Here is a 24507-nt window from a genome sequence, read left to right as displayed (position 1 = left end):
CTAATGGCAATTACAAATGAAAAGAAAACAGAAATTATGAACGAATATGCTCGTCAAGAAGGCGATACAGGTTCTGCTGAAGTACAAATCGCTGTACTTACTGCAGATATCGTTGAATTGAATGCACATATCGGCGTTCATAAAAAAGATTTCGCTTCACAACGTGGTTTGATGAAGAAAATCGGACATCGTCGTAACCTTTTAGCATATTTACGTAACAAAGATATTCAACGTTACCGTGAATTGATCCAACGCTTAGGTCTTCGTCGTTAAAACTAAAAGCAAAACTCTTAATAAGAGTTTTGCTTTTTTTATTTTTAAAATTTAAGATATGTCTACTATAAGTGAGTTAAATGTAAAACGTTCATAAATTTTATGGTATAATTGAGATTCAAATAAAGAAAAAGAAGGTTTTTTTCAATGGACGGATATAGAGTTGCGGTTGTCGGTGCTACAGGCGCTGTTGGAACACGAATGATTCAAATGCTAGAAGAAACAAGTTTACCCATCAATAGTATTAAATATTTGGCATCTAAACGTTCTGCAGGACAAGTATTAAAATTTAAAGGTCAGGATGTTATCGTAGAAGAAACAACATCTGATTCTTTTGAGAATGTTGATTTGGCTCTATTTTCTGCTGGCGGTAGTGTATCTAAAAAGTTTGCACCTGAAGCAATTAAACGTGGTGCAGTTGTTGTAGACAACACTAGTGCGTTTAGAATGGATCCTGATGTCCCACTAGTAGTTCCTGAAGTTAATGAACAGGCACTTTATGAACACAAAGGACTAATTGCTAACCCAAATTGTTCAACTATCCAAATGGTAGTTGCACTAGAACCAATTCGTAAAAATTACGGTTTAAAGAAGGTTGTTGTTACAACAATGCAAGCTGTTAGTGGTGCTGGAAACTTAGCTATTCAAGAATTAAAAGATGAAACACAAGCTTATCTTGATGGCGAAGAGATGGAAGCAAAGATTTTACCAGCTTCTGGTGATAAAAAGCATTATCCAATTGCATTTAATCCACTACCACAAATTGATGTTTTTGAAGACACAGGTTATACACATGAAGAATGGAAAATGATTCATGAAACGAAGAAAATAATGTCTAATCAAGATATTCAAGTTACTGCAACATGTGTACGTGTACCAGTTGTTGTTAGCCATTCGGAATCTGTTTGGTTTGAAGTTGAAAGTCATGATGCTTCTGTTAAACAAATTCAAAATATTCTTGCAGATGCACCCGGTGTGGTTTTACAAGATAATCCGGAACAACAGATATATCCACAAGCAATTAATGCCACTGGTAAGAAAGATACATTTGTTGGTCGTGTTAGAGCTGATTTAGAACAGGATAATGCCTTCCAATTATGGGTCGTTTCGGATAATTTGTTAAAAGGTGCTGCATGGAATTCAGTTCAAATTGCTGAAAAATTGCATGAATTAGATTTATTAAGAGTTCCAAAGTAAAAAGAAAGGAGTGAATTAAGCGAATGTTTGAAAATGTAGATATAATGACAGCTATGGTCACACCATTTAATGATCAGAATCAAGTGGATGAAGATCGCTTAATTAAATTAATTGAACATTTAATTTTAACAGGTTCAAAAGGTATCCTGGTTAATGGTACTACGGGCGAATCGCCTACGTTGAATCATTCTGAAAAATTAAATTTGATTAAAAAAACAGTGGCAATAGTTAATGGTAGAGTTCCAATTATGGCTGGTACAGGATCAAATAATACTATGGAGACAATTGATTTTACCAATGAGGTAGCCGCTATTACTGGTGTGGACGCAGCTTTAGTTGTTGTGCCATACTATAATAAGCCTAATCAAAAAGGTATGATTGCTCATTTTGAAGCAGTTGCAAATGCTTCGAAATTGCCTATTTTCATTTATAATATTCCGGGTCGTACAGGCGTAACTATGACTGTTGAAACAATTGTTAAGTTATCTAATAATAATCATATTATTGGTATTAAAGATTGTACAGGTAGTGAAAATTTAAGTCGTATTGTTGAACAAACGCCAGATGATTTCTTGGTGTATACTGGTGAAGATACGGATAGTTTGACTGCAAAAATCTTAGGAGCAAGTGGTGTTATTTCTGTTGCAAGCCATATATTTGGTATTGAAATGACTAAAATGTATCAAGCTGTACAAGATGGAAATATTAAGCTTGCAGGAGATATTCAAAGAGAGTTGACGCCAAAAATGGCTGCACTTTTTTCTCTTCCATCTCCTGGACCAGCTAAAGCAGCTTTAAATTACAAGGGTATCTTAGTAGGTGGGTGTCGTTTACCAATAGAGGCATTAACTGACAATGAAATAAATCAACTAGTGAAAATACTAAAAATATAAAATATGTAAGAGGTGAAGTAATGAGTAAAGTTAAAATAATTCCACTTGGTGGCGTTCGAGAAAATGGTAAAAATATGTATGTCGTTGAAGTGGATGATGATCTATTTATTTTTGATTCTGGATTAATGTATCCAGAAAATGGCTTATTAGGGATTGATATTGTAATTCCTGATTTTAGTTATTTGAGAGAAAATAAAGAACGAATTGTAGGTGTTTTCTTAACACATGGGCATGCAGATGCAATTGGTGCATTACCATACTTTGTGAGTGAATTTGATGTGCCTGTTTTTGGATCAGAATTAACAATTGCATTAGCAAAAATTAATATTGAAAATGATCCTAAGGCAAGTAAATTTTCTGATTTTCACGTTGTTAATGATCAGACTGAGATTGATTTTGGTAAAACGACAATTTCATTCTTTAAAACGACCCATTCAATTCCTGAATCATTAGGAATCGTTTTAGGTACTGATGAAGGGCAGATTGTTTATACAGGTGATTTTAAGTTCGATCAAGCTGCGGCACCAGTTTACCAAACAGATTTTGGACGTTTAGCTGAGATTGGTAAGAATGGTGTTTTAGCGTTATTAAGTGATTCAGCTAATGCTGAGAACCCATTCCCAACAGTCAATGAAAGTGCAATTGACGAATACATTAATGAAACATTTGAATATCAAAAAGGTCGTATTATTGTTGCCTGTGTGGCATCAAATATATTACGAGTACAACAGATACTAAATGCTGCAAAGGAAAGTCATCGAAAGGTTATATTAACAGGACACGATGTTGAAAAAATCGTTAAAACAGCTATGGATTTGAAGAAATTAGTTCTTCCTGATGAAAATTTAATTGTTCCAATGAGTGATATTAGCAAATATGACGATGATCAACTAATTATATTGGAAACAGGTAAAATGGGTGAACCTTTAAAATCATTACAGCGAATGGCTTTAAATCAACATTCAACTGTTAATATTCATGAAGGAGATCTTGTTTTCATTACGACAACAACGTCAAAAGCTATGGAAACTAATGTGGCAAAGACAAGAGATCTCATTTACCGAGCAGGAGCTGATGTGAAAGCAATTTCTGATGAATTAAATTCTTCAGGTCATGCTGGTCAAAATGATTTACAACTAATGATCAATTTAATGAAACCAAAATACCTGGTTCCAATTCAAGGTGAATATCGATTACTTGCGGCACATGCTGATTTAGCACATACATTAGGAATGCCATATGATCATATCTTTATTACTGGTAAGGGTGATGTTTTAAGTTATTCTGAAGGAAAAATGAATTTAGGATCGCAAGTTGAAGCAGGAAATACCATGATTGATGGTATTGGTGTTGGTGATATTGGAAATATTGTACTGAGAGATCGTAAAATACTTTCTGAAGATGGTATTTTTATTGCAGTCGTCACAATTGATCGTAAAAAGAAAAAAATCATAAACAAGCCTAAAATTACATCAAGAGGATTTGTTTATACAAAAACGAGCCTTGATTTAATTGAAAAGAGTGCTGAAATTGTGTCAGAAACAGTACAAGATAATTTGAACAATAAAGAATTTGATTGGGGACATTTAAAACAAGATGTTCGTGAAAAAATGAGTCATTTCCTATATGAACAAACAAAACGACGTCCAGTTATTTTACCTGTTATTATGGAAATTAATCAGTATCATAGAAAATCAACAAAGTCTAAAGAAGTTAAACCGGCGGAAACAAAAAATAACGAAAAATAATCAAAAAGGGATAACACAAATGTTGTTATCCCTTTTTTTAGAATAAATAGAGGATATTATGGCAGAAATTATTCCGTTTCCCGACCAAGAGAAACAAAATTATCAGTTAGCAAAAAAGGCTGTAAGTGACAAAAATTATCAACTAGCATCACAATTATTCACAAAAAATTATGATGGTCATCGTAGTTTTAAAAATAATAAATTATTGGTTAATTCTCTAGTTTTGGATGCTCAATTTCAAGAAGCGTTAATTATCGCTGACGAATTTTATAGCGATTACTTAAAACGTGGGGATCAATTTGCAGTTTATTTAAATATACTGTTAAAAAACAATAAATTTATTCGAGCTTGGCAATTGGTTAAAGAGCAACCTTTTGCCACATCACTAGTTTTGGATGCTGAAAATGAATGCCGTGAAAAATTCGATAAACAACTTAGACAAAATGAACGTCAATTTGCACACTTAGGTTCAGTGGACTTTTTTGGACAGCAACAAATTGTTCAAAGTGGACTGGTACTACCTAAAAATGAATTCTTAGATGCTTGTCAAAAAATATTTATGGATAAAGACGTACATCCAATTATAAAATCAAGTCTATTGCAAGAGGTACAAAAGATACCTAATAATATTGAAATAATAAACTATTTATGGGTTGATGGAACTCAGAAAAAAATTGACGTAAAAAAATTAGTTGCAAATGAAAATGAACCTGTATTACTGACAATTAATCAATTAACAAAAAATGATGAGGGAACTATTGATGTACAAATGAATAATTCTTTAAATCATATGTTAAATTTAAAATTGGGGATGATTTATCCTTTTGCAAGTGATTTTTTGGGTATTGAGAAAGAATGGATTGAATTAGTAAAAAGTGAGTTAGGTATGGAATCCACTTTTAAAAGGACTGAAAATTTAACGTATATGGTTGAATTAAATGCATTACTTTCGAAAGAATTAACTGAAATTATGAATTAATGATTAGGTAAAGCTAGCCGTTTACAGTAATCTATGATATTCTAATAAAGAATCCAAAATTTCACTTAGATTTAGTTGTATGAGCGTAGATTTAACCAGGTTATTTTAAGACGAGATAAAAAGTTTCAGTATTCTTTAAATAGGTATTTACAAAACTCTAAACAGTCTATATAATATTTTAAGGATTCTTCTTTATTTGATGATAATGTATTTTGTTATTAAATAAAGAAGTAGTATAATAAAAACAAAGAATCATCAGGGTTAGATTTTCTAAAACTGTTTTATTCTTACAAAAACACTAGGAGGCTCTTATTCATGGCAAAAGAACATTACGAACGAACAAAACCCCATGTTAATATTGGTACTATTGGACATGTCGATCATGGGAAGACAACTTTAACAGCTGCAATTAGTAAAGTATTATCAGACAACGGTTTCGGTGAAGCAGCAGATTTCGCTTCAATCGATGCTGCACCTGAAGAACGTGAACGTGGTATTACTATCAATACTGCCCATGTTGAATACGAAACAGCTGCACGTCATTACGCACATATCGATGCTCCAGGACATGCTGATTACGTTAAAAACATGATCACTGGTGCTGCACAAATGGATGGTGCTATCTTAGTTGTAGCCGCAACTGATGGCCCTATGCCTCAAACACGTGAACATATCTTACTTGCTCGCCAAGTTGGTGTTGATTACCTTATCGTGTTCTTAAACAAAACTGATTTGGTTGATGATGAAGAATTATTAGACCTTGTAGAAATGGAAGTTCGTGAATTATTAAGCGAATATGATTTCCCAGGCGATGATATTCCTGTTATCCGTGGTTCAGCTCTTAAAGCCCTTGAAGGCGATCCAGAAGCTGTAAAACAAGTTGAATTATTAATGGATACTGTTGATTCATACATCCCAACACCAGTTCGTCCTACAGACCAACCATTCTTAATGCCAGTTGAAGATGTATTTACAATTACTGGTCGTGGAACTGTTGCTTCAGGTCGTATCGATCGTGGTACAGTTAAAGTCGGAGACGATATTGAAATTGTTGGTTTACATGAAGATGTTCTTAAAACAACAGTTACAGGTATCGAAATGTTCCGTAAAACACTTGACGAAGGTGAAGCCGGCGATAACGTTGGTGCTTTACTCCGTGGTGTTGATCGCGAACAAATCGAACGTGGACAAGTTCTTGCACAACCTGGTTCAATCAAAACTCACAAATTATTCAAAGGCGAAGTTTATATCCTTTCTAAGGAAGAAGGTGGACGTCATACTCCATTCTTCTCAAACTACCGTCCTCAATTCTTCTTCCATACAACTGATGTTACTGGTGTTATTGAATTACCAGAAGGTGTAGAAATGGTTATGCCTGGTGATAACGTTACATTTACAGTATCATTAATCGCCCCAGTTGCTATTGAAAAAGGTCTTAAATTTACTGTTCGTGAAGGTGGCCGTACTGTTGGTGCCGGAGTCGTTTCAGAAATTGATGATTAATTTTTAATTAATTAAAAAAAGAAATTCGGAAAGCTTTTGCTTTTCGAATTTTTTTTTATAACCATTTACAATCTAGTAATGATACGGTAAAATAGACAAGTATATAAATAGTACGAATATAAAATTTTTGTTCTACCGGAGGGAAAACAATGTCAGCAAAATTTGAAAAAACAGGTAAAAACAATGGAGAAATAACATTCGAAATTGAAACTGATAAAATTAAAGAAGGATTGGAAAAAGCTTTCTTAAAAGTTAAGAAAGATTTAACTGTTCCTGGATTCCGTAAAGGAAAAGTTTCACGTCAAGTATTTAACAGAATGTATGGTGAAGAATCATTATACGAAGATGCTTTAAACATTCTATTGCCAGAAGCATACGAAAAGGCACTTGAAGAAGTTAAAGTATCACCCGTTGATCAACCTGATATTAACATTGATAGTTTAGAAAAAGATTCTACATGGGTCCTTAAAGCTAAAGTTACACTTCAACCAGAAGTTGAATTAGGTGACTATAAAGGATTAACTGTTCCTAAACAATCACGTCGAGTAACTAAAAAAGACGTAGAAGATAGTTTAGAAGCAAAACGTCAACAACAAGCTGAACTTGTACTTAAAGAAGACGAAGCAGCTATTTCTGGCGACACTGTTATCATTGATTTTGAAGGTAAAGTTGATGGCGTTGCATTTGATGGTGGAAAATCAGAAAATTATACTCTTGAATTAGGTTCAAATTCATTTATTCCTGGATTTGAAGACCAATTGGTAGGACATAAAGCTGGAGAGGATGTTGACGTAAAAGTTACATTCCCTGAAGATTACCAAGCTGAAGACTTACGTGGTAAAGAAGCAGTATTTGCTGTTAAAGTTCATGAAGTCAAAGGCAAAGAACTTCCAGAAATGGATGATGAATTTGCTAAAGATGTTGATGAAGAAGTTAATACGCTTGAAGAATTACAAGCAAAAACAAAAGATCAAATTAAAGAAACAAAAGAAGCTGCAGCTAAGGAAGCAATTCAAGATGCAGCAATTGAATTAGCAGTTGATAATGCTAAAGTTGATGAAATTCCTAATTCAATGATTGAAGAAGATGTTCATCGCCAAATGGATCAATACCTTGCAAATATGCAACAACAAGGAATTGACACAAAGATGTACTTCCAATTAACAGGAACAAGTGAAGACGATTTACACAAACAATTTGAAGAAGGCGCAGAACGTCGTGTTAAAACAAATCTTGTGTTAGAAGCTATCGTTGCCGCTGAAAAAATTGAACCTTCTGAAGAAGAAGTTTCATCTGAAATATCAAACTTAGCAGAACAATATGGTATGGAAGAAGAAGCAGTTCGTTCTGCTCTTTCAGACGATATGGTAAAACATGATATTGCTATCAAGAAAGTTGTTGACGAGTTAGCTGACTCAGCAGTTGAAGAAGCAAAAATGAAAAAATAAATAATTAATCGGATATTTTGATTAATCATTTTGAATGAATGAGATTGAAGCGAGTTTATTAGCTTCAATCTTTTTTGTTAAATACATTTGAACGTAAATATTCGCGAAATATTGCTTTATTTGGTACTATAGGTATGCATAAAGTAAAAGATGAGAAGAAAAATACGAGGTGGTAAAATGTTCGAAAATACTGAAGAAGGCGGACCCGTAAATTGTTCTTTTTGCGGTAAGTCACAAGATCAAGTAATGAAAATCGTTGCTGGACCTGGTGTTTATATTTGTAATGAATGTGTTGATTTATGTAAGGAAATTATCGACGAGGAATTCAGGGAACAAATGGATTCTGAACCATTACTTGTATTAAAACCACAAGCAATTATGAATAAATTGAATGATTATGTAATTGGGCAAGATCAATCTAAAAAAACGTTGTCAGTTGCGGTTTATAATCATTATAAACGAGTTAATCATATGCTTGAAGTTGACGAAGATAATGACGAAACAGAATTACAAAAAAGTAATATTTGTTTAGTTGGTCCTACGGGATCAGGTAAGACATATTTAGCACAAAGTTTAGCTAAAATTTTAAACGTACCATTTGCTATTGCAGATGCCACTACTTTAACTGAGGCTGGATATGTTGGTGAAGATGTTGAAAATATCCTTTTAAAATTATTGCAAAGTGCAGATTATGATGTTGCAAAAGCTGAAAAAGGAATTATCTACATTGATGAAATCGATAAAATTGCTAAGAAGAGTGAGAATGTTTCAATCACACGTGATGTATCAGGTGAGGGTGTTCAACAGGCACTTTTAAAGATTCTTGAAGGTACTATTGCAAGTGTTCCGCCTCAAGGTGGACGTAAACACCCACAACAAGAATTAATTCAAATAGATACTAAGAATATTTTATTTATTGTTGGTGGGGCATTTGCTGGAATTGAAACAATGGTCAAAAATCGATTAGGCGATAAAACGATTGGTTTCGGTGCTGAATCCAATTCTGAAACTATTGATGAACAAAATAGTGTTATGCAACAAATTATTCCAGAAGATTTATTAAAATTTGGATTAATTCCTGAATTTGTTGGTCGTTTACCAATTATGACAGCTTTAGAAGAATTAAAAGAAGAAGATTTAGTTCGAATTTTAACGGAACCTAAAAATGCATTGGTTAAACAATATACAAAACTTGTTGAATTAGATGGTGTGACGCTTGAATTCGAACCTGAGGCATTGTCACGAGTTGCCGAACTTGCTATTAAGCGAGATACTGGGGCACGAGGTTTGCGATCTATTATTGAAGAAACAATGCGTGATGTTATGTTTGATATTCCAAGCCAAGAAGACATCGAGCGCGTAATTATCACTAAAGCAACAGTTGATCAAACTGATGGTCCTGTAATAATTAAAGGGAGCAAGAAAGCAGCATCTTAAAGTCTTGTTAGAGTATAGTCATTTAAAGACTGTCAAATATAGTGAGTACACTCTAAAAAAAAGACATAGTAATGAATATAAATGTAGTATAATGAATTTAAGGTTAATAATTTTAATAAATAATAAAGGGTGGACGTCATGAATAAAACAATAAAAAAAGCGATTTTGTTCGGATTTTCTGGGGTATTGTTGGGTGGACTTGGGTTATTCAATAAGTCTGTTGAAGCTAAGGCTCCTGCAAATAATATTGGGTACAGTGTTCAAAGTATTCAATCTGATAAACAAGTTAAAGCTAGTTTGAAACAATCATACTTTGATTTGAAATTGGATGCTAAGGAAAAAGAAACGATTTCAGTTAAAATCTTTAATTCATCAGACAAAGCATTAAAAATTCGTAATGCTGTTTATACAGCATCTACAAATGATAATGGTCAGCTTGAATATGCAAAAGAATTAGCAAAAAAGAATATTGATAAATCAATGAAATATCCTTTAGCTTCACTTACTAAGTTAGATTCAGGTAGTGTCGTAACAGTTCCTGCTAAAGGAAGTAAAATCGTTAAGGCTACAATTACTATGCCAAAAGATAGTTTCAACGGTGTTTTGTTAGGTAGCTGGTATTTTGAAAAAGTTGATAATTCAACTAAAGAAACAAGTAATAAAAAAGGGATTTCAATTTCAAATGCATATTCATATGCAATTGGAATTAAAATTTTAGAGAAGAAGACGGTTGAACCAAATATGAATTTATTATCAGTTAAAGCTGGTATGAGAAACTATCGTAAAGGTGTATTCCCTGTATTCCAAAACGATAAAGCCGTAATTATTCCTAAATTAACAATTAAATCTGAAATTATGAAAAAGGGTTCAACAGATGTTTTAGAAAATACAACATTAAAGAACCTATCAATGGCTCCTAATTCAAATTTCAAATTCCCAATGCTTTATGACAAGGGTCAATTAGAAGCTGGAGACTACACATTAAAGGCTGTAGCAACAAGTGGTAAAAACACTTGGAAATTCAATAAAAACTTCACAATTACAAATGATGATGCAAGTAAGTACAACAAAGATGCTATTGGAGATCCACAAAAAGCAACAAATCCGCTATGGTATGTTGCTTTAGGTCTTGGTCTCGCAATCCTAGTGATACTAATCTTTTTCCTTATTAAAAGATATGTTGATAAGAAAAAAGCTGATAAGTAAGTATTTAATATTATTATTTATTTTATTTTTCAGTATGCTCGTGACACTTAAAAGTGTGTCTGCAGACATAACGTATGGGTACAGTACGTTACCTAATACGGTTAACAAATATGTTAAGAAAAATAATTCAGAATTTGCAATTTATTCTGATAGTAATAATAGAGAATCACCTTATTTGCAAATAATCGCAACTGATGGATTGACACCATCATGGCAATTGAAAGGTAGGCTACAATATAAGTCAAACGATATTGTACATGTTGACTTATTTCGGCCAAAGTTACAGTCTGGATTAAAGAATATGCCAAGAACTTATGGTGATCTAATTTCTGGAGATTCAACTAATATAACAGCAAATGCTAAAGATAGTAGTGGGGAATATTTATTTTATTGGCCCAATACTTTAATTCAGATTTTGACAACGCATGTGGTAACATATTCGGAAGTACAAATAATTTGGATTATCCAAACGGCAGCAACAAAATAAAAGCTTTACAACATCGAATTATTTAATTCATGTTGTAAAGCTTTTTGATTCAGATTAAGTTACATTAACACATTTTTATATGGTAAAATGGTTTGAGTATTGAAAGGAAGGTGTTTAATATGGATGTTCATAATGTTGAACTTGTTATGAGTGCCGTTGCACCAGCACAGTATCCAACAGATGGTATTCCTGAGATTGCACTGTCAGGACGTTCTAATGTTGGAAAATCATCATTAATAAATACGTTAATAAATCGTAAAAGTTATGCGAGAACTTCTAGTCAGCCTGGAAAAACGCAAACATTGAACTTTTATAACGTGGAACAAAAATTATTTTTCGTAGATGTTCCAGGATATGGATATGCAAAAGTGTCAAAAACAGAACGTGCAAAGTGGGGACAAATGATTGAAACCTATTTAGCAGAACGTACTTCTTTAAGAGGGGTCATTTCATTAGTTGATGCTCGACATGAGCCAACAAAATTAGATGTTCAAATGGTTGATTTTCTTCACTATTACGATATTCCTGTATTGGTTGTTGCGACAAAGAGCGACAAAATTTCTCGTGGTAAGTGGAATCAACATGAGAGTATCATAAGACGTTCATTGTCTTTGACACCTGAAGATGATTTTGTTTTATTTTCGGCTCAAGACAAATCTGGAAAAGAAGAGATTTGGCAATGGATTGAAAGTCATACAGAACTAGGAGAAAAAAATGGAATTTAATGAATATCAAGAAGCAGCAAATCGCACATTATATGGAACTGAACAAGTTTTAACAAATTGTGCATTAGGTGTTGCGGCTGAAGGTGGACAATTAGTTGATTTAATTAAAGATTATACTTTTAAAGGTCGAGAATTAGATAAAGTGAAATTAACTAAAGAAATGGGAGATGTACTTTGGTATTTATCCCAAATTGCTGAATGGGCCGATATTGAATTTGATGATGTTGCAAGAGATAATATTTTAAAATTAAATAAACGTTACCCAGATGGATTTAAAAAATAAAAAAATTCAGATAAGTTTATAACTTATCTGAATTTTTTTATTTTTTAGGTTTCGATTCTTTAACATCAGAACTAGGCTTCTCTTCCGTTTCTGAAGACTTAAGTTCAACTTTAGCAGGATCTTTAGGGTCAAGTGCAAATTTATCAAATAAACTTTCCAAGTTATCTTGGCGTTGGATTTTTAAGCTCATAATTGTAGCCTCCTTATGTAAATATAGAATAACAGTTTATTAAAATGAATACAAGACAACTGATTAATGCATAAAAAGCGCTTTAAATAACTTTTATATGTATAAAGTCATTTATTATATGTATTTAATTGCATAAAAAATCTTTGTAGCATATAATCGATTTATTCACTAATAAGAGAAATTAAAAAAGAGGAGTAAATTGATGCAAATAAATAAAAAATGGTTTATAGGTATATTAATCGCATTTTTCATGATGTTAGTTGGTAGTAATCAAGTAAGTGCTGCAACTGGTAACTCTTTACAGAATGTTAAGGATAAGGGAACGTTAGTACTTGGAACAAGTCCAGATTATCCACCCTATGAATTTCAAACAACAGTTAATGGCGATGATAAAATCGTTGGATTTGATATTTCAATTGCACAAAAAATTGCTAAAGACATTGGAGTTAAGTTAGTAATTAAGAAAATGGATTTTGACTCATTACTTGTTGGCTTAGAAACTAATAAAATTGATATGGTTATTTCAGGTATGAATCCGTCGGATGATCGTAAAAAAAGTATTGATTTTTCAGATGTTTATTACAATGGAAAACAAATGATGTTGGTTAATAAGACTGATGAAGATAAATATAAGACTTTAAATGATTTTTCTGGGCTATCAGTTGGGGCTCAAACTGGATCGCTTCAATATACAATGAGTAAAGAACAAATAAAAAATGTGAATATTAAAGGGTTGGCTAAAGTAACCGATTTAATTTTAGCGCTTAAAAGTGGTAAGGTAGCGGGTGTTGCCATGGAAGAACCAACTGCTAAAGCATACGCACAAAATGATAGTTCATTAGCAGTTGTTAATCCTGGATTTATCTCAGCGCCTGATGCAAGGGGAGCTGCAGCCGGATTTGCAAAGAATTCCGATACTTTGGTGGCAGCTGTAAATAAGTCTATTAAAGAAATTAAAAAGAAAAATTTAATAAATACGACATATTTACCTGAGGCTAGTAATTATTTAACAAAAAATACATCGGATAACACAATGATTCACTATTGGAAATATTTTGCCAAAGGAATTGGTTATACTTTATTAATAACGGCGGTTTCAGTTATTGTTGGTGTTATATTAGGAACGTTGCTAGCACTCATGCGTTTGGGCAAAAATAAAGTGATTAAAGTAATTGCAGTATCCTACATTGAATTTGTTCGTGGAACGCCTCTAATGATTCAAGTGATGTTTGTGTACTTCGGTATTGGAATGTTAGTAAATATTCCAGCGCTAATTGCAGGTATTATTGCTGTATCGCTTAATTCAGGCGCATATATAGCTGAAGTAATACGATCGGGAATCTCTTCTGTTGATGATGGACAAATGGAAGCAGCAAGAAGTTTGGGGCTTTCACAGAAAGAGACGTATCAGTCTGTTATTATTCCACAAGCACTAAAAAATATTTGGCCAGCTCTGGGAAATGAATTTATAACATTAATAAAAGAAAGTTCAATTGTTTCTATTATTGGTGTGACTGATTTAATTTATCAGATGAAAATGGTTCAATCAGCTACTTATAAAGGTATTGCGCCTATCTTTGTTGCAATGTTAATTTACTTTGTTTTAACATTTAGCTTATCTAAATTATTAAATTACTTTGAAGGGAAGATGAAGCATGTCTAAAATTATTGAAGTTAATAAATTAAGAAAATCCTTTGGAAAAAATGATGTTTTAAAAGATATTTCTGAATCAGTTGATAAAGGACAGGTTATCTGTGTGATTGGACCATCAGGATCTGGTAAAAGTACCTTTTTACGTTGTCTGAATCTACTTGAAGTTCCTACATCAGGGGATATTTTATTCGAAGGTGAAAATTTAACAAGTTTAAATGAAAAAGACTTAAATCAATTGAGAGAAAAAATGGGGATGGTTTTTCAAGGTTTTAATTTGTTTCCAAATATGAATGTAATTGAGAATATAAAATTGGCTCCCATGAAAGTTAAAAATATATCAGATAAAGAGTCAGCTGATATAGCTACCAATTTATTAGAAAAAGTTGGATTAGCAGATAAGGCACTACAATATCCAGATAGTTTATCTGGTGGTCAAAAGCAACGAGTTGCGATTGCCAGAGCATTAGCCATGGATCCAGAAGTACTCTTATTCGATGAGCCAACTTCAGCATTAGATCCTGAAATGGTCGGAGAAGTACTTAAAGTTATGAAAACGTTGGCTAGTGACGGAATGACGATGGTAGTTGTGACACATGAAATGGGTTTTGCTAGAGAAGTAGCAGATCAAATTTGGTTCATGGATCAAGGATATATTCAAGAAAAAGGACGTCCAGAAGATGTTTTTGATCATCCGACGTCAGAACGTGCGCAAGATTTTTTATCAAAGATATTGTAAAAAAATAGATTTCAGATAGACTCCCGTCTATTTGGAATCTATTTTCTTTATTCAAACGCTTGTTCGGGGTATAATTAAAGCATATATTAACGTAAAGAAGGTGCCTCGATTGGCTTCAGAGCATATCGAAAATAAATTAGCATTATTACCAGCATTACCAGGATGCTATATCATGAAAAATTTAAATAGTCAGATTATTTATGTTGGGAAAGCAAAAAATTTAAAAAATCGGGTGCGTTCTTACTTCAAAAGTGCGCATGATGGAAAAACAGCTAAATTGGTTTCTCAAATTGTTGATTTTGAAACAATTATTACATCCACTGATAAAGAAGCATTTCTGTTGGAAATTACTTTAATTCAAAAACATCAGCCGTATTATAATATAAAATTAAAGAAAGGTACTGGATATCCATATATTAAAATTACAAATGAAAAAGACCCAATGATGCAAATCGTTAGTCAGGTTAATAAGGACGGTGGATTTTATTTTGGTCCTTATCCAAATGTTTATGCAGCTCAGGAAACATTGCAGTTTTTACAAAAAGTTTATCCTTTAAGAAGATGCAATGGATTTCAGAAGCGACCATGTTTGTATTATCATATGGGGCAATGTTTAGGCTCTTGTTTTAAAGAAGTTCCGCATGAAAAATATGAGGCTCAAATAAAAAAAATCAAATCATTTTTAAATGGTAATGTGATTGTAGCAAAACAAAAACTAAAAAAAGAAATGAGTAAGGCAGCGGATGAAATGTTATTTGAACGTGCCGCTGAATTACGTGATCAAATTCATTTTATTGAAGTTACTGTTGAAAAACAAAAAATCATTTCAAATGATAATACACCTAGAGATTTGTTTAATTTCTATCTGGATAAAGGTTGGTTGTCAATTCAAGTTTTCTTTATTAGGCAAGCACGATTAATGAAGCGAGAAAAAAGACTTTTTCCAATTGTAACAACGGCTGAAGAAGAAATGGCAACTTTTATCCTTCAGTTTTATAATCGAAAAAATAATGTGTTACCAAAAGAAATATTAGTTCCAGCAGGAATTGATACAGATATCTTATCTGATATCTTACAAGTACCAATTCGGACACCACAACGTGGGCAAAAAAGTGAACTTTTAAAATTAGCTAAAAAAAATGCTCGCTTAGTTCTTGAAGAAAAATTCAGATTACTAGAATTAGATGGGCGCAAAACAACTGGTGCCATGAAAGAAATTACAGACGCTATGGGGATTCCAGAAGGTCATCGAATAGAATCTTTTGATCACTCACATATACAAGGGACTGATCTGGTATCAGCCATGGTTAGTTTTATTGATGGTAAACCTGAGAAGAGCGAATATCGCAAATATAAGTTGAATACAGTTGATCATGCGGATGAAGCAGCAAGTACACGTGAAGTTGTTCGCCGACGTTATACACGTCTTTTGAAGGAAGGTAAGCCTATGCCAGATTTAATTTTAATGGATGGTGCTGAAATACAAATAGAAGCTGCAAAAGACGTTTTAAGTAATGAATTAGATTTAATGATTCCAGTAGCGGGGATGGTTAAAAATAACAAGCATAAAACATCTGATTTAATGTTTGGTGATGCTGATCAAAGACTATCATTGGATCCAAAGAGTGAAGGGTTTTACCTTTTACAAAGGATTCAAGATGAAGTCCATCGATTTGCCATTACCTTTCATCGTCAAGTTCATTCAAAGAACTCACTTAGTTCTCGTTTAGATTCTATCCAGGGTGTTGGGCCAAAAACCAAAACGAAATTGTTAAAAGAATTTGGGTCGATGAAACATATTAAAGACGCTTCAATGGAAGAGTTACAAGGATTAGGTATTTCAAAGACAGTCGCACAAACAATAAAATTATCATTATAAATTTACAAAAGGAGTCCTTAATGACAGAGATTTATGTCATTAAGGACTCCTTTTTATTTTAAAATAAAGAAGAGCTATCAGGTATTATCCTGATAGCTCTTCAAAGTTAAACGAATTATTTCTTATTTTCTTTTGCAACTGGACGCCAGATACCGAGGATAATCCCTGCAACTGCAGCACCAATTAAAACAGAAAGTAAGTAGAACGTTTTATTTGTAGCTAAGGCAATTACCCAAAGACCACCATGAGGTGCAGGAACAGAGACGTTCCAGAATTGACTTAAACCACCACCGATTGCAGCACCAATTACACTTGATGTAATGACGTGTAATGGATCTGCTGCTGCGTAAGGAATAGCACCTTCAGTAATAAATGAAATACCAAGAATGTAGTTTGACAAACCGGCTTTTCTTTCATCTTCAGAAAATTTATTTTTCCAGAATGTTGATGCAATAGCTATTGCAAGTGGAGGAATCATACCACCAACCATAACAGCAGCCATCATTTTACCATCACCAGTAGAAGTGAAGACACCAATTGAGAATGTATAAGCTGCTTTGTTAAATGGACCACCCATATCGATAGCCATCATAGCAGCAAGAATTGTACCGATTAAGACGGCATTGGCTGTTCCCATATGAGTTAAGAAATCTGACAAGACATGATTAATTTGTGCGAAGATAGGATTAACCATAAAGAACATAATCGCGCCGACAATTAATAAGGATAAAATAGGGTAGATTAGGATAGGTTTCATCCCATCTAGTGATTTTGGTAAGTTTTTAAAGAGTTTTTTAAGACCGACAATAACATAACCGGCAATAAAACCAGCTGCTAAACCACCTAAGAAACCAGAAACAGATTCAGTTTTAATAACATTTGCGGCAGCAAAGTTAGCCATGTAACCACCAACAATACCAGGCATAAGGGCAGGACGATCACCAATACTCATAGCAATAAAACCGGCTAAGATAGGTACTAAGAAAGCAAATGCATAATTACCAATTCCATTTAAGAAGATAAAAGTTTGTGAACTTGAGCCACCGGGAACGTATTGTTCAACGATGAATGAGAGTGCCATTAAGATACCGCCACCAACAACAAATGGTAACATGTGTGATACACCGTTCATTAAGTTCTTATAAATTTCATTCCAAACACTACCAGAGGTTTCTTCATCATTTTCAGCAGCGTCGGTTCCTTTAGCATGATAAATAGGTGCTTTTCCGTTTACTGCGGCAGTAATCAATTCTTCGGCTTTTTTAATACCATCGGTAACAGGACGGTTAATTAAAGGTTTGCCATCGAAACGATCCATAGCAACTTTTTTATCAGCGGCGACAATGACACCAGACGCACGTTTAATTTCTTCGTCAGTTAAACGATGCTTAATACCTTCTGAGCCATTTGTTTCAACTTTAATGTCAACGCCCATCTCTTCAGCTTGTTTGATGAGGGCAGCTTCAGCCATATAAGTATGAGCGATACCAGTAGGGCAGGCTGTTACAGCGACCACGTATGGATTACCTGATGGTTTAACATCAGTGTTTTTAGCAGCAAGTTGTGCAGCAGCTTCTTTTGCTTCTTTTTCATTTTCAGCGGCAGTGAAGGCAGCTTGAACCTCATCTGGAGTTGTGACTGTTTTTAATTTATCAACTAAATCGGGATTAATTAATAGACTTGATAAAGCAGCTAATGCTTGTAAATGGGCATCGTTTGCACCTTCAGGAGCAGCAATCATGAAAAATAAAAATGTAGGTTGACCATCAAGTGAATCATAGTCAAGTCCTGCTTTACTTTTAGCAAATAGGACAGTAGCACGTTTAACAGCTTTATTTTTTGCATGTGGCATGGCAATACCTTCACCGATACCAGTAGTTGATTGTGCTTCACGTTTTAGAATGTCTTGTTTGTAAAGTTCCTCATCATCAATCACGCCAGCCTCAAAGTATTTATGTACCATTTCATCAATTGCTTCGGCTTTTGTTGTTGCTTGAAGATCCATAATCATGACATCTTTAAGTAATAATTCATTTAAGTCCATAGTGTAAAACTCCTTTTATAATAGTTAGATTTTCTTAATATCAATTTGTGGTAAAATTTCGTTAATTTTTTCAATAGTTGCAATATCTTCAGAAAATGCAGTTGCGGAGCCACAAGCTAGTCCATATTTAAAACTTTCAATAGGATCATTAGTTTTTGCAAAGGTACCTGTAAAACCAGCAATCATTGAATCGCCAGCACCAACTGAATTAATAACAGTCCCTTTAGGCGCATTACTTTGGTAAACAGCATCTTTAGTAATCAATAGGCCGCCATCGCCAGCCATTGAAATTAAAACATGTTGTGCACCTAATTCTAATAATTTTTGACCATATTTCACAATATCGTTGATACCGTTTAAAGTAACATTGAATAATTCGGCTAATTCATGGTGATTTGGTTTCACGACGAGAGGTTTTTCACTAATTGTTTTCAATAGTGCTTCACCAGTTGTATCAATAACAAATTGTGCGCCTTTAGAACGAATTACTTTAATTAATTCATAATAAAAATCTTGAGATAGGTTAGGAACTAAACTACCAGCTAAAATGACAGTATCATCAGACGTCAATGTTTCAAATTGCTCATTGAATAGTTTAAGTTCATCATCTGATATTAGAGGACCCTTACCATTTATTTCGGTTTCTTGGTCAGCTTTTATTTTAATATTAATTCTAGAATCAGCTTTTATTTTTGTAAATTGAGTATCTAGGTGATTAGCTATCATAGCTGACTTAATAAATTCACCTGTGAATCCACCAATAAAACCAAGTGCTTTATTAGGTTGATTCAATTCATTTAAAATTCGGGAAACGTTTATACCTTTACCACCTGGTAATTTTGTATCATAATCCATCCGATTAACTTCGCCAAGCGTTAACTTATCTAGTTGAACGATGTAATCAATAGAAGGATTTAAAGTTACTGTGTAAATCATTGTTGTACCTCCAAAATTTTTGTTTGTGTTTTATAATTTTCAGAATCAGTTACCGGCAATTTATCAGTGATAATTGTAGCCTGATTAAGATCTGCAACTTTAATGAATGAAACTTGGTTAAATTTTGATTTGTCGGCTAAAACATAAGTTTGTCGACTTTGATGAATTGCGGCCAGTTTAACTGCGGCTTCTTCAGGATCTGGTGTGCTAAATCCAAATTTATTGTTAATTGAATTAATACCGAGAAAGACTAAATCAAATTGAAGGTTCTTGATTGATTTAATACTATCAGCTCCCACAATAGCCTTTGTATTAGCTTTAACTTGACCACCGATGACGATTGTTCTAATATCATTTTCAGAAAGAGAAAGTGCATGATTAACACCGTTTGTAACAACAGTTAGATTGTTAACTAACTTAAGATAGGGAATCATTGCGAAAGTTGTACTACCAGCATCAAGAAAAATCACATTATTAGGTTTGATTAAATTTGCAGCAGCTTTAGCAACTGCTATTTTATTTGGCGTATTTAATGAAAATTTTTCTTCTAAATTTGCTTCAACTTTTAATGATTGGATGCTTTGTGCACCACCATGAACTCTTACTAATTCACCATCAGTTTCAAGCTGCTGTAAATCGCGTCGAACAGTTGATTCTGAGACATTTAATTTATGACAAATATCTTGTAACTTAATATAACCATGTTTGTCAATTTCAGAAATAATATATTGGCACCTTTCAATTGTAAGCACTTTCTCAACTCCTTATAAATAAAATACCACCAAAAACATTCAAAATCAACCAAAAACATTCAAAAATACCAAAAAAATTTGAAATATGAGAAATTGGCTTGAATTTTTAAAAGAGTTAAGTAAATACATAGACAAATGACTTTTTCTTCTTTAAAATAGTAAGTTAGTAGTCAACGGAAAGAATAGGTGATCGTATGTTTATAGATCAAGTTACAATTGAAATAAAAGCAGGTAAAGGTGGCGACGGGATGGTAGCGTTCCGTCGAGAAAAATATGTACCTAATGGTGGACCAGCCGGTGGTGATGGTGGCCGTGGTGGTAGTATTGTATTTGAAGTAGATGAAGGATTAAGAACTTTAATGGATTTTAGATACAGTAAACATTTTAGAGCTGAATCTGGTGAAAAAGGAATGATTAAAGGGATGCACGGACATGGTGCACCTGATAAAAGAGTTCAAGTACCAGAAGGAACAACAATTAAAGATGCTGAAACAGGAGCAGTAATCGCTGATCTCGTTCATAAAGGAGATTATGCTGTTGTTGCCAAGGGTGGTCGAGGTGGTCGTGGCAATATTAGATTTGCTAGTCCTAAAAATCCAGCTCCAGAAATTTCTGAAAATGGTGAACCTGGAGTAGAACGTAAAATTCAACTTGAATTAAAAGTTTTAGCTGATGTTGGGTTAGTTGGATTTCCATCTGTCGGTAAGTCAACGCTTCTTTCAGTTGTGACAAGTGCCAAACCTAAAATTGCAGATTATCATTTTACAACGTTATCACCTAATTTAGGGATGGTTCGTTTAGATGATAACCGTGATTTTGTTATTGCTGATTTACCCGGATTGATTGAAGGGGCTTCAGTTGGCGTTGGATTAGGAATTCAATTTTTACGTCATATTGAGCGGACACGTGTTATTCTTCATTTAGTTGATATGAATCCTGAAGAAGGTCGTGATCCGTTTGACGACTATCTTAAGATTAATAAAGAATTAAAAAATTATGACCCTGAATTACTTGAACGTCCGCAATTAATTGTGGCAAGTAAGATGGATATGCCAGGGGCTGCAGAACAGTTAGAAGCATTTAAAAAACAATTGGCAGAAGATTCTACAGTGGAAGAAACACCTCGTGTATTTTCTACTTCTTCTATTACTCGTGAGGGACTACAAACCTTAATGAATGTAGCTGGTGATTTATTGGAAGAAACACCAATGTTCCCAGCACTAAACTTGAAAGAACAAGAAGCACAACAAAAAATCTATGATTTCGAAAAAGAACAAGAAAAATCTGCACCTGATTTTGTTATTAATAGGGATGAAGATTTAACTTGGGTTCTTTCTGGAGAAAAATTAGAACGTCTATACCAAATGACAAATATGGACCGAGACGAAAGTTTGATGCGTTTTGCACGTCAACTTCGTGGTATGGGTGTCGATGATGCTTTACGTGAACGTGGTGCTAAAAGTGGGGATATAGTGAGAATTGATAAATTCTCATTTGAGTTCGTTGAATAATTCGGAATATTAATAATTTACGGTTACGCTATCAGCAAATAAAAGGGTAATTTATATAAGATAAGAGGAGAACGGAACAAGATGGATAAGAAAAAAAGATTAAAAAAAGCCAGATATATTACTGGCTTTGATGGCGTGAGGACATTGGCTGTTATTGGGGTTATCCTTTATCACCTCGTGCCATCTAGTCTACAAGGTGGATACTTAGGTGTACCGATATTTTTTGTTGTATCGGGTTACTTGATTACTGATTTACTTAATCAGGAATGGGAACAAAATAAAAAAATTGATGTTCTAGGCTTTTATATTCGACGGGTTCGACGACTTTATCCAGCGTTATTGACGATGTTGATTGCAACTATTGCCTATATAACACTATTTCAAAGAGAGTTATTGAAAAATATTCAAGAAATTTTCGCATCAAATTTGTTATATGTTTATAATTGGTTTCAAGTTTTGCACAAAGAATCATATTTTGATCATTTCGGGACGCCATCACCATTTACGCATCTTTGGTCGCTATCAATTGAAGGTCAGTACTATTTTTTCTGGCCTATTATAGTGGCGTTGCTAATTGTGTTTTTAAAACGAAAAGAACGGATTTTTAATCTTATCTTTATCTTAGCTTTTATTTCCGCATTAGCGATGGCCTTCTTGTATAAAGCAGGATCTGATCCAAGTCGTGTCTATTATGGAACGGATACAAGAATGTTTTCAATTTTATTGGGGTCAGCACTTTCATTTATTTGGCCAAGCAGTTCTTTAAAAAAGGAAATTTCAAAAAAAGGCCGATTTGTTTTAGATGCGTTAGGTATAGTATCGCTCATAACAATTATTAGTTTGTTTTTGACTATGTCAGATCAAAGTTCGCTTGTTTATCGTGGAGGGATGTTTTTCTTTTCAGTTTTAGTTATGATTTTTGTAGCTACAATTGCACATCCTGGAGCGGATATGAACAAAATTATGACAAATCCTGTTTTTACTTGGGTTGGTAAGAGAAGTTATGGCATTTACCTATATCAATTTCCAATAATGGTATTCTATGAGTCAAAGATTCAGAGTATAGGTGATCATCCATGGCTAAACGCGCTAATTGAAATATCTATCATTTTATTAGTGAGTGATTTGTCATATCGATTCTTAGAAAGACCTCTACAAAGATTTAATTATAAACAAACATTTACATTTATTAAAGAAACCTTTACAAAGGATATTAAAAAAACTCGTCAAAAATTTTCTATTATTGTGGGTGCATTAATAATTGGTATAGCGTTGTTTGGAATAATTAACGGACCAAGTCTTTCAATTACTGGAGTGAATGCTTTACAGAATACTATTAGTGAGAATGCTAAAGTAGCTGATAAAAAGAATGCTGACGCATTAAAAAAACCGAGCTCGTCTAGTTCTAAGAAAAAACAATCAAGTAGCAAAAGTGCTTCTAAAACTAGTTCTTCAAAAGTAGTTGCTGAAAAACAAAGCCCAACATCATTAACAAAGGCTGAGACAAAAAAAGCCTCAAGCGTATATGCAACGGCAATTGGTGATTCTGTATTGGCAGATGGAGAAAACATATTACAAGATGATTTCCCACATATGTATGTTGATGCAAAAGTCGGTCGTCAGGTATATACAGCTGCTGATGATATTAGGTTGTTGGCTAAGCAAGGTAAACTTCAAGATAACGTTGTTATTGGTTTAGGGACAAATAGTCCATTTACAACCGATCAGTTTGACGATATTATGAGTGCAGTTGGTTCGGGGAAACAAGTTTACTGGATTAATGTACATGTCCCAACAAGGCGTTGGGAAGGTACCGTTAATAGCATGTTGGAGACACAAAAGAAAAAATATTCAAATTTGCATATAATTGATTGGTATTCATATAGTAAGGATCATACAGAGTGGTTTTATGATGATAATGTTCATCCAGATCCCGATGGTTCAAAGTATTATGCAACGTATATTGCAAGACAATTAATTAAAAATATGTAAAATACTTAAGAAGCCCTACAAACTATGGTTTGTAGGGCTTCTTATTTTTGGGTCTGCGTCAAATAGTGTTGGTGAGACGATAAACGTCTAATTTAATTAAGGGAAATCCAAAAGGATTTCCTTTTTTTAGTTATGAATTAATAAAATTCTTTCAAATAGATGATGCCAGTTTCTGAAACCGTAACAGCTACGTTTAAGTGTTTTAATTTTTCGGTTAAGTCCCTCTATAGGGCCATTTGAATATGGTGAAGATAAACTATTTTTAATATAATGCTGATTCTTTTTAAAAGTGGTTATTACAGTATCCATTTCACTGTTATTAGGTTGATAGTCTTCTAATAACTGAGTTAAATTAGAAGTGTCGGCTTTATTGATAGCTAATAAAATATCTTGATATGTTTCATAGACTTTTTTGAAGTTAGAACTTTGTTCTAATCCTAAATCAACAACATTCTGTTGCGTCATATATTCTTTCGTACTAAAAAAATAAACAGATTTTGAACTTTCTAGTTCTGTTTCTTGTTTGTGAAAAAGGCGCCACTGAGTTTTTAAAGCTTTGTAATAATCCCTTTATGGTTGTCAGATGAAATAATATAATTTCATCCGATAATCATGGAGGGATTTTTGTATGTCC

21 protein-coding genes and 1 pseudogene are annotated in these 24507 nt (G+C 33.5%); 17 read left to right on the top strand and 5 right to left on the bottom strand.

Features of this window, described 5'->3' with window-relative positions; translation table 11 throughout:
• The first annotated feature begins 3 nt into the window (after positions 1-3).
• The 12 genes from rpsO (at position 4) to AC1RPU_RS05225 (ending at position 12179) form a co-directional block, all read left to right on the top strand.
• A complete protein-coding gene (rpsO, locus tag AC1RPU_RS05280; protein WP_409022405.1) occupies positions 4-273 on the top strand; it encodes a 30S ribosomal protein S15 in 270 nt (89 codons plus the stop codon).
• A gap of 147 nt (positions 274-420) precedes the next feature.
• Positions 421-1470, top strand: coding sequence for an aspartate-semialdehyde dehydrogenase (locus AC1RPU_RS05275; RefSeq protein ID WP_481761710.1), 1050 nt, complete (start codon positions 421-423; stop codon positions 1468-1470).
• Between the two features lie 23 nt (positions 1471-1493).
• Complete coding sequence (gene dapA, locus AC1RPU_RS05270; protein WP_481761711.1) at positions 1494-2363, top strand: 4-hydroxy-tetrahydrodipicolinate synthase; 870 nt, start codon at positions 1494-1496, stop codon at positions 2361-2363.
• Between the two features lie 20 nt (positions 2364-2383).
• Positions 2384-4111, top strand: coding sequence for a ribonuclease J (locus tag AC1RPU_RS05265; RefSeq protein ID WP_409022408.1), 1728 nt, complete (start codon positions 2384-2386; stop codon positions 4109-4111).
• 58 nt (positions 4112-4169) lie between these two features.
• Positions 4170-5090, top strand: a complete 921-nt coding sequence (locus AC1RPU_RS05260) for a hypothetical protein (protein ID WP_481761712.1) — start codon at positions 4170-4172, stop codon at positions 5088-5090.
• 315 nt (positions 5091-5405) lie between these two features.
• Positions 5406-6593 (top strand): elongation factor Tu, encoded by a 1188-nt coding sequence (tuf, locus tag AC1RPU_RS05255; RefSeq protein WP_409022410.1) that lies wholly within the window; start codon positions 5406-5408, stop codon positions 6591-6593.
• A gap of 149 nt (positions 6594-6742) precedes the next feature.
• Positions 6743-8041 (top strand): trigger factor, encoded by a 1299-nt coding sequence (tig, locus tag AC1RPU_RS05250; protein ID WP_409022411.1) that lies wholly within the window; start codon positions 6743-6745, stop codon positions 8039-8041.
• Between the two features lie 177 nt (positions 8042-8218).
• A complete protein-coding gene (gene clpX / locus AC1RPU_RS05245; protein WP_409022412.1) occupies positions 8219-9478 on the top strand; it encodes an ATP-dependent Clp protease ATP-binding subunit ClpX in 1260 nt (419 codons plus the stop codon).
• A 138-nt stretch (positions 9479-9616) separates the two neighbouring features.
• Positions 9617-10684, top strand: coding sequence for a WxLIP family cell surface protein (locus tag AC1RPU_RS05240; RefSeq protein ID WP_409022413.1), 1068 nt, complete (start codon positions 9617-9619; stop codon positions 10682-10684).
• Between the two features lie 34 nt (positions 10685-10718).
• A complete protein-coding gene (locus AC1RPU_RS05235) occupies positions 10719-11171 on the top strand; it encodes a hypothetical protein (protein ID WP_481761713.1) in 453 nt (150 codons plus the stop codon).
• A gap of 119 nt (positions 11172-11290) precedes the next feature.
• Positions 11291-11896: a ribosome biogenesis GTP-binding protein YihA/YsxC gene (gene yihA / locus AC1RPU_RS05230; RefSeq protein WP_481761714.1), complete on the top strand. Its 606-nt coding sequence runs from the start codon at positions 11291-11293 to the stop codon at positions 11894-11896.
• Complete coding sequence (locus tag AC1RPU_RS05225) at positions 11886-12179, top strand: nucleoside triphosphate pyrophosphohydrolase family protein (RefSeq protein WP_409022416.1); 294 nt, start codon at positions 11886-11888, stop codon at positions 12177-12179. Before yihA ends, AC1RPU_RS05225 begins: the two co-directional genes overlap by 11 nt.
• A 37-nt stretch (positions 12180-12216) precedes the next feature.
• Here AC1RPU_RS05225 and AC1RPU_RS05220 read toward each other — a convergent pair whose 3' ends face one another.
• Positions 12217-12369, bottom strand: coding sequence for an SPJ_0845 family protein (locus AC1RPU_RS05220; protein WP_409022417.1), 153 nt, complete (start codon positions 12367-12369; stop codon positions 12217-12219).
• A 202-nt stretch (positions 12370-12571) separates the two neighbouring features.
• Between AC1RPU_RS05220 and AC1RPU_RS05215 the strand changes: the two genes are divergently transcribed.
• From AC1RPU_RS05215 to uvrC, 3 genes are all read left to right on the top strand, one after another.
• A complete protein-coding gene (locus AC1RPU_RS05215; protein ID WP_481761715.1) occupies positions 12572-14032 on the top strand; it encodes an ABC transporter substrate-binding protein/permease in 1461 nt (486 codons plus the stop codon).
• On the top strand, positions 14025-14759 hold the full coding sequence (locus AC1RPU_RS05210) for an amino acid ABC transporter ATP-binding protein (protein WP_409022419.1): 735 nt from the start codon (positions 14025-14027) through the stop codon (positions 14757-14759). The genes AC1RPU_RS05215 and AC1RPU_RS05210 overlap by 8 nt, the downstream gene beginning before the upstream one ends.
• A gap of 109 nt (positions 14760-14868) precedes the next feature.
• Positions 14869-16638, top strand: coding sequence for an excinuclease ABC subunit UvrC (gene uvrC, locus AC1RPU_RS05205; protein WP_481761716.1), 1770 nt, complete (start codon positions 14869-14871; stop codon positions 16636-16638).
• A gap of 115 nt (positions 16639-16753) precedes the next feature.
• Here the strand turns inward: uvrC and AC1RPU_RS05200 are convergent, their stop codons facing one another.
• From AC1RPU_RS05200 to AC1RPU_RS05190, 3 genes are read right to left on the bottom strand one after another with little or no spacing between them, the layout of a single operon-like run.
• Positions 16754-18682 (bottom strand): PTS fructose transporter subunit IIABC, encoded by a 1929-nt coding sequence (locus tag AC1RPU_RS05200; RefSeq protein ID WP_409022421.1) that lies wholly within the window; start codon positions 18680-18682, stop codon positions 16754-16756.
• A gap of 24 nt (positions 18683-18706) precedes the next feature.
• Entirely contained in the window at positions 18707-19618 is a 912-nt protein-coding gene (gene pfkB / locus AC1RPU_RS05195; RefSeq protein WP_481761717.1) for a 1-phosphofructokinase, read from the bottom strand.
• Positions 19615-20370, bottom strand: coding sequence for a DeoR/GlpR family DNA-binding transcription regulator (locus AC1RPU_RS05190; protein WP_481761718.1), 756 nt, complete (start codon positions 20368-20370; stop codon positions 19615-19617). The genes pfkB and AC1RPU_RS05190 overlap by 4 nt, the downstream gene beginning before the upstream one ends.
• A 194-nt stretch (positions 20371-20564) precedes the next feature.
• On the opposite strand from AC1RPU_RS05190, the gene obgE reads away from it, so the two are divergent.
• The gene (gene obgE / locus AC1RPU_RS05185) at positions 20565-21881 is read left to right on the top strand and encodes a GTPase ObgE (protein ID WP_409022424.1); all 1317 of its coding nucleotides are present in this window, start codon (positions 20565-20567) and stop codon (positions 21879-21881) included.
• A gap of 81 nt (positions 21882-21962) precedes the next feature.
• Positions 21963-23873: an acyltransferase family protein gene (locus tag AC1RPU_RS05180; protein WP_481761719.1), complete on the top strand. Its 1911-nt coding sequence runs from the start codon at positions 21963-21965 to the stop codon at positions 23871-23873.
• A gap of 126 nt (positions 23874-23999) precedes the next feature.
• On the opposite strand, the pseudogene AC1RPU_RS05175 reads toward AC1RPU_RS05180, so the two are convergent.
• A pseudogene (locus tag AC1RPU_RS05175) lies at positions 24000-24422 on the bottom strand (transposase); the annotation flags it as partial.
• Positions 24423-24507 lie beyond the last annotated feature (85 nt).

The organism is Dellaglioa sp. CoH-55-MRSF-7 (genome assembly GCF_056782235.1).
This window is presented reverse-complemented; position numbering and strand designations above follow the sequence as displayed.

What these genes read in the sequence shown, in the direction of transcription:
- AC1RPU_RS05220 (WP_409022417.1), bottom strand. Translation starts at nt 12,369, where the DNA reads ATGAGCTTAAAAATCCAACGCCAAGATAACTTGGAAAGTTTATTTGAT.
- AC1RPU_RS05215 (WP_481761715.1), top strand. Translation starts at nt 12,572, where the DNA reads ATGCAAATAAATAAAAAATGGTTTATAGGTATATTAATCGCATTTTTC.
- tig (WP_409022411.1), top strand. Translation starts at nt 6,743, where the DNA reads ATGTCAGCAAAATTTGAAAAAACAGGTAAAAACAATGGAGAAATAACA.
- tuf (WP_409022410.1), top strand. Translation starts at nt 5,406, where the DNA reads ATGGCAAAAGAACATTACGAACGAACAAAACCCCATGTTAATATTGGT.
- AC1RPU_RS05225 (WP_409022416.1), top strand. Translation starts at nt 11,886, where the DNA reads ATGGAATTTAATGAATATCAAGAAGCAGCAAATCGCACATTATATGGA.
- yihA (WP_481761714.1), top strand. Translation starts at nt 11,291, where the DNA reads ATGGATGTTCATAATGTTGAACTTGTTATGAGTGCCGTTGCACCAGCA.
- AC1RPU_RS05210 (WP_409022419.1), top strand. Translation starts at nt 14,025, where the DNA reads ATGTCTAAAATTATTGAAGTTAATAAATTAAGAAAATCCTTTGGAAAA.
- AC1RPU_RS05180 (WP_481761719.1), top strand. Translation starts at nt 21,963, where the DNA reads ATGGATAAGAAAAAAAGATTAAAAAAAGCCAGATATATTACTGGCTTT.
- AC1RPU_RS05200 (WP_409022421.1), bottom strand. Translation starts at nt 18,682, where the DNA reads ATGGACTTAAATGAATTATTACTTAAAGATGTCATGATTATGGATCTT.
- clpX (WP_409022412.1), top strand. Translation starts at nt 8,219, where the DNA reads ATGTTCGAAAATACTGAAGAAGGCGGACCCGTAAATTGTTCTTTTTGC.
- AC1RPU_RS05235 (WP_481761713.1), top strand. Translation starts at nt 10,719, where the DNA reads ATGCTCGTGACACTTAAAAGTGTGTCTGCAGACATAACGTATGGGTAC.
- AC1RPU_RS05260 (WP_481761712.1), top strand. Translation starts at nt 4,170, where the DNA reads ATGGCAGAAATTATTCCGTTTCCCGACCAAGAGAAACAAAATTATCAG.
- AC1RPU_RS05265 (WP_409022408.1), top strand. Translation starts at nt 2,384, where the DNA reads ATGAGTAAAGTTAAAATAATTCCACTTGGTGGCGTTCGAGAAAATGGT.
- AC1RPU_RS05275 (WP_481761710.1), top strand. Translation starts at nt 421, where the DNA reads ATGGACGGATATAGAGTTGCGGTTGTCGGTGCTACAGGCGCTGTTGGA.
- dapA (WP_481761711.1), top strand. Translation starts at nt 1,494, where the DNA reads ATGTTTGAAAATGTAGATATAATGACAGCTATGGTCACACCATTTAAT.
- AC1RPU_RS05240 (WP_409022413.1), top strand. Translation starts at nt 9,617, where the DNA reads ATGAATAAAACAATAAAAAAAGCGATTTTGTTCGGATTTTCTGGGGTA.
- obgE (WP_409022424.1), top strand. Translation starts at nt 20,565, where the DNA reads ATGTTTATAGATCAAGTTACAATTGAAATAAAAGCAGGTAAAGGTGGC.
- rpsO (WP_409022405.1), top strand. Translation starts at nt 4, where the DNA reads ATGGCAATTACAAATGAAAAGAAAACAGAAATTATGAACGAATATGCT.
- pfkB (WP_481761717.1), bottom strand. Translation starts at nt 19,618, where the DNA reads ATGATTTACACAGTAACTTTAAATCCTTCTATTGATTACATCGTTCAA.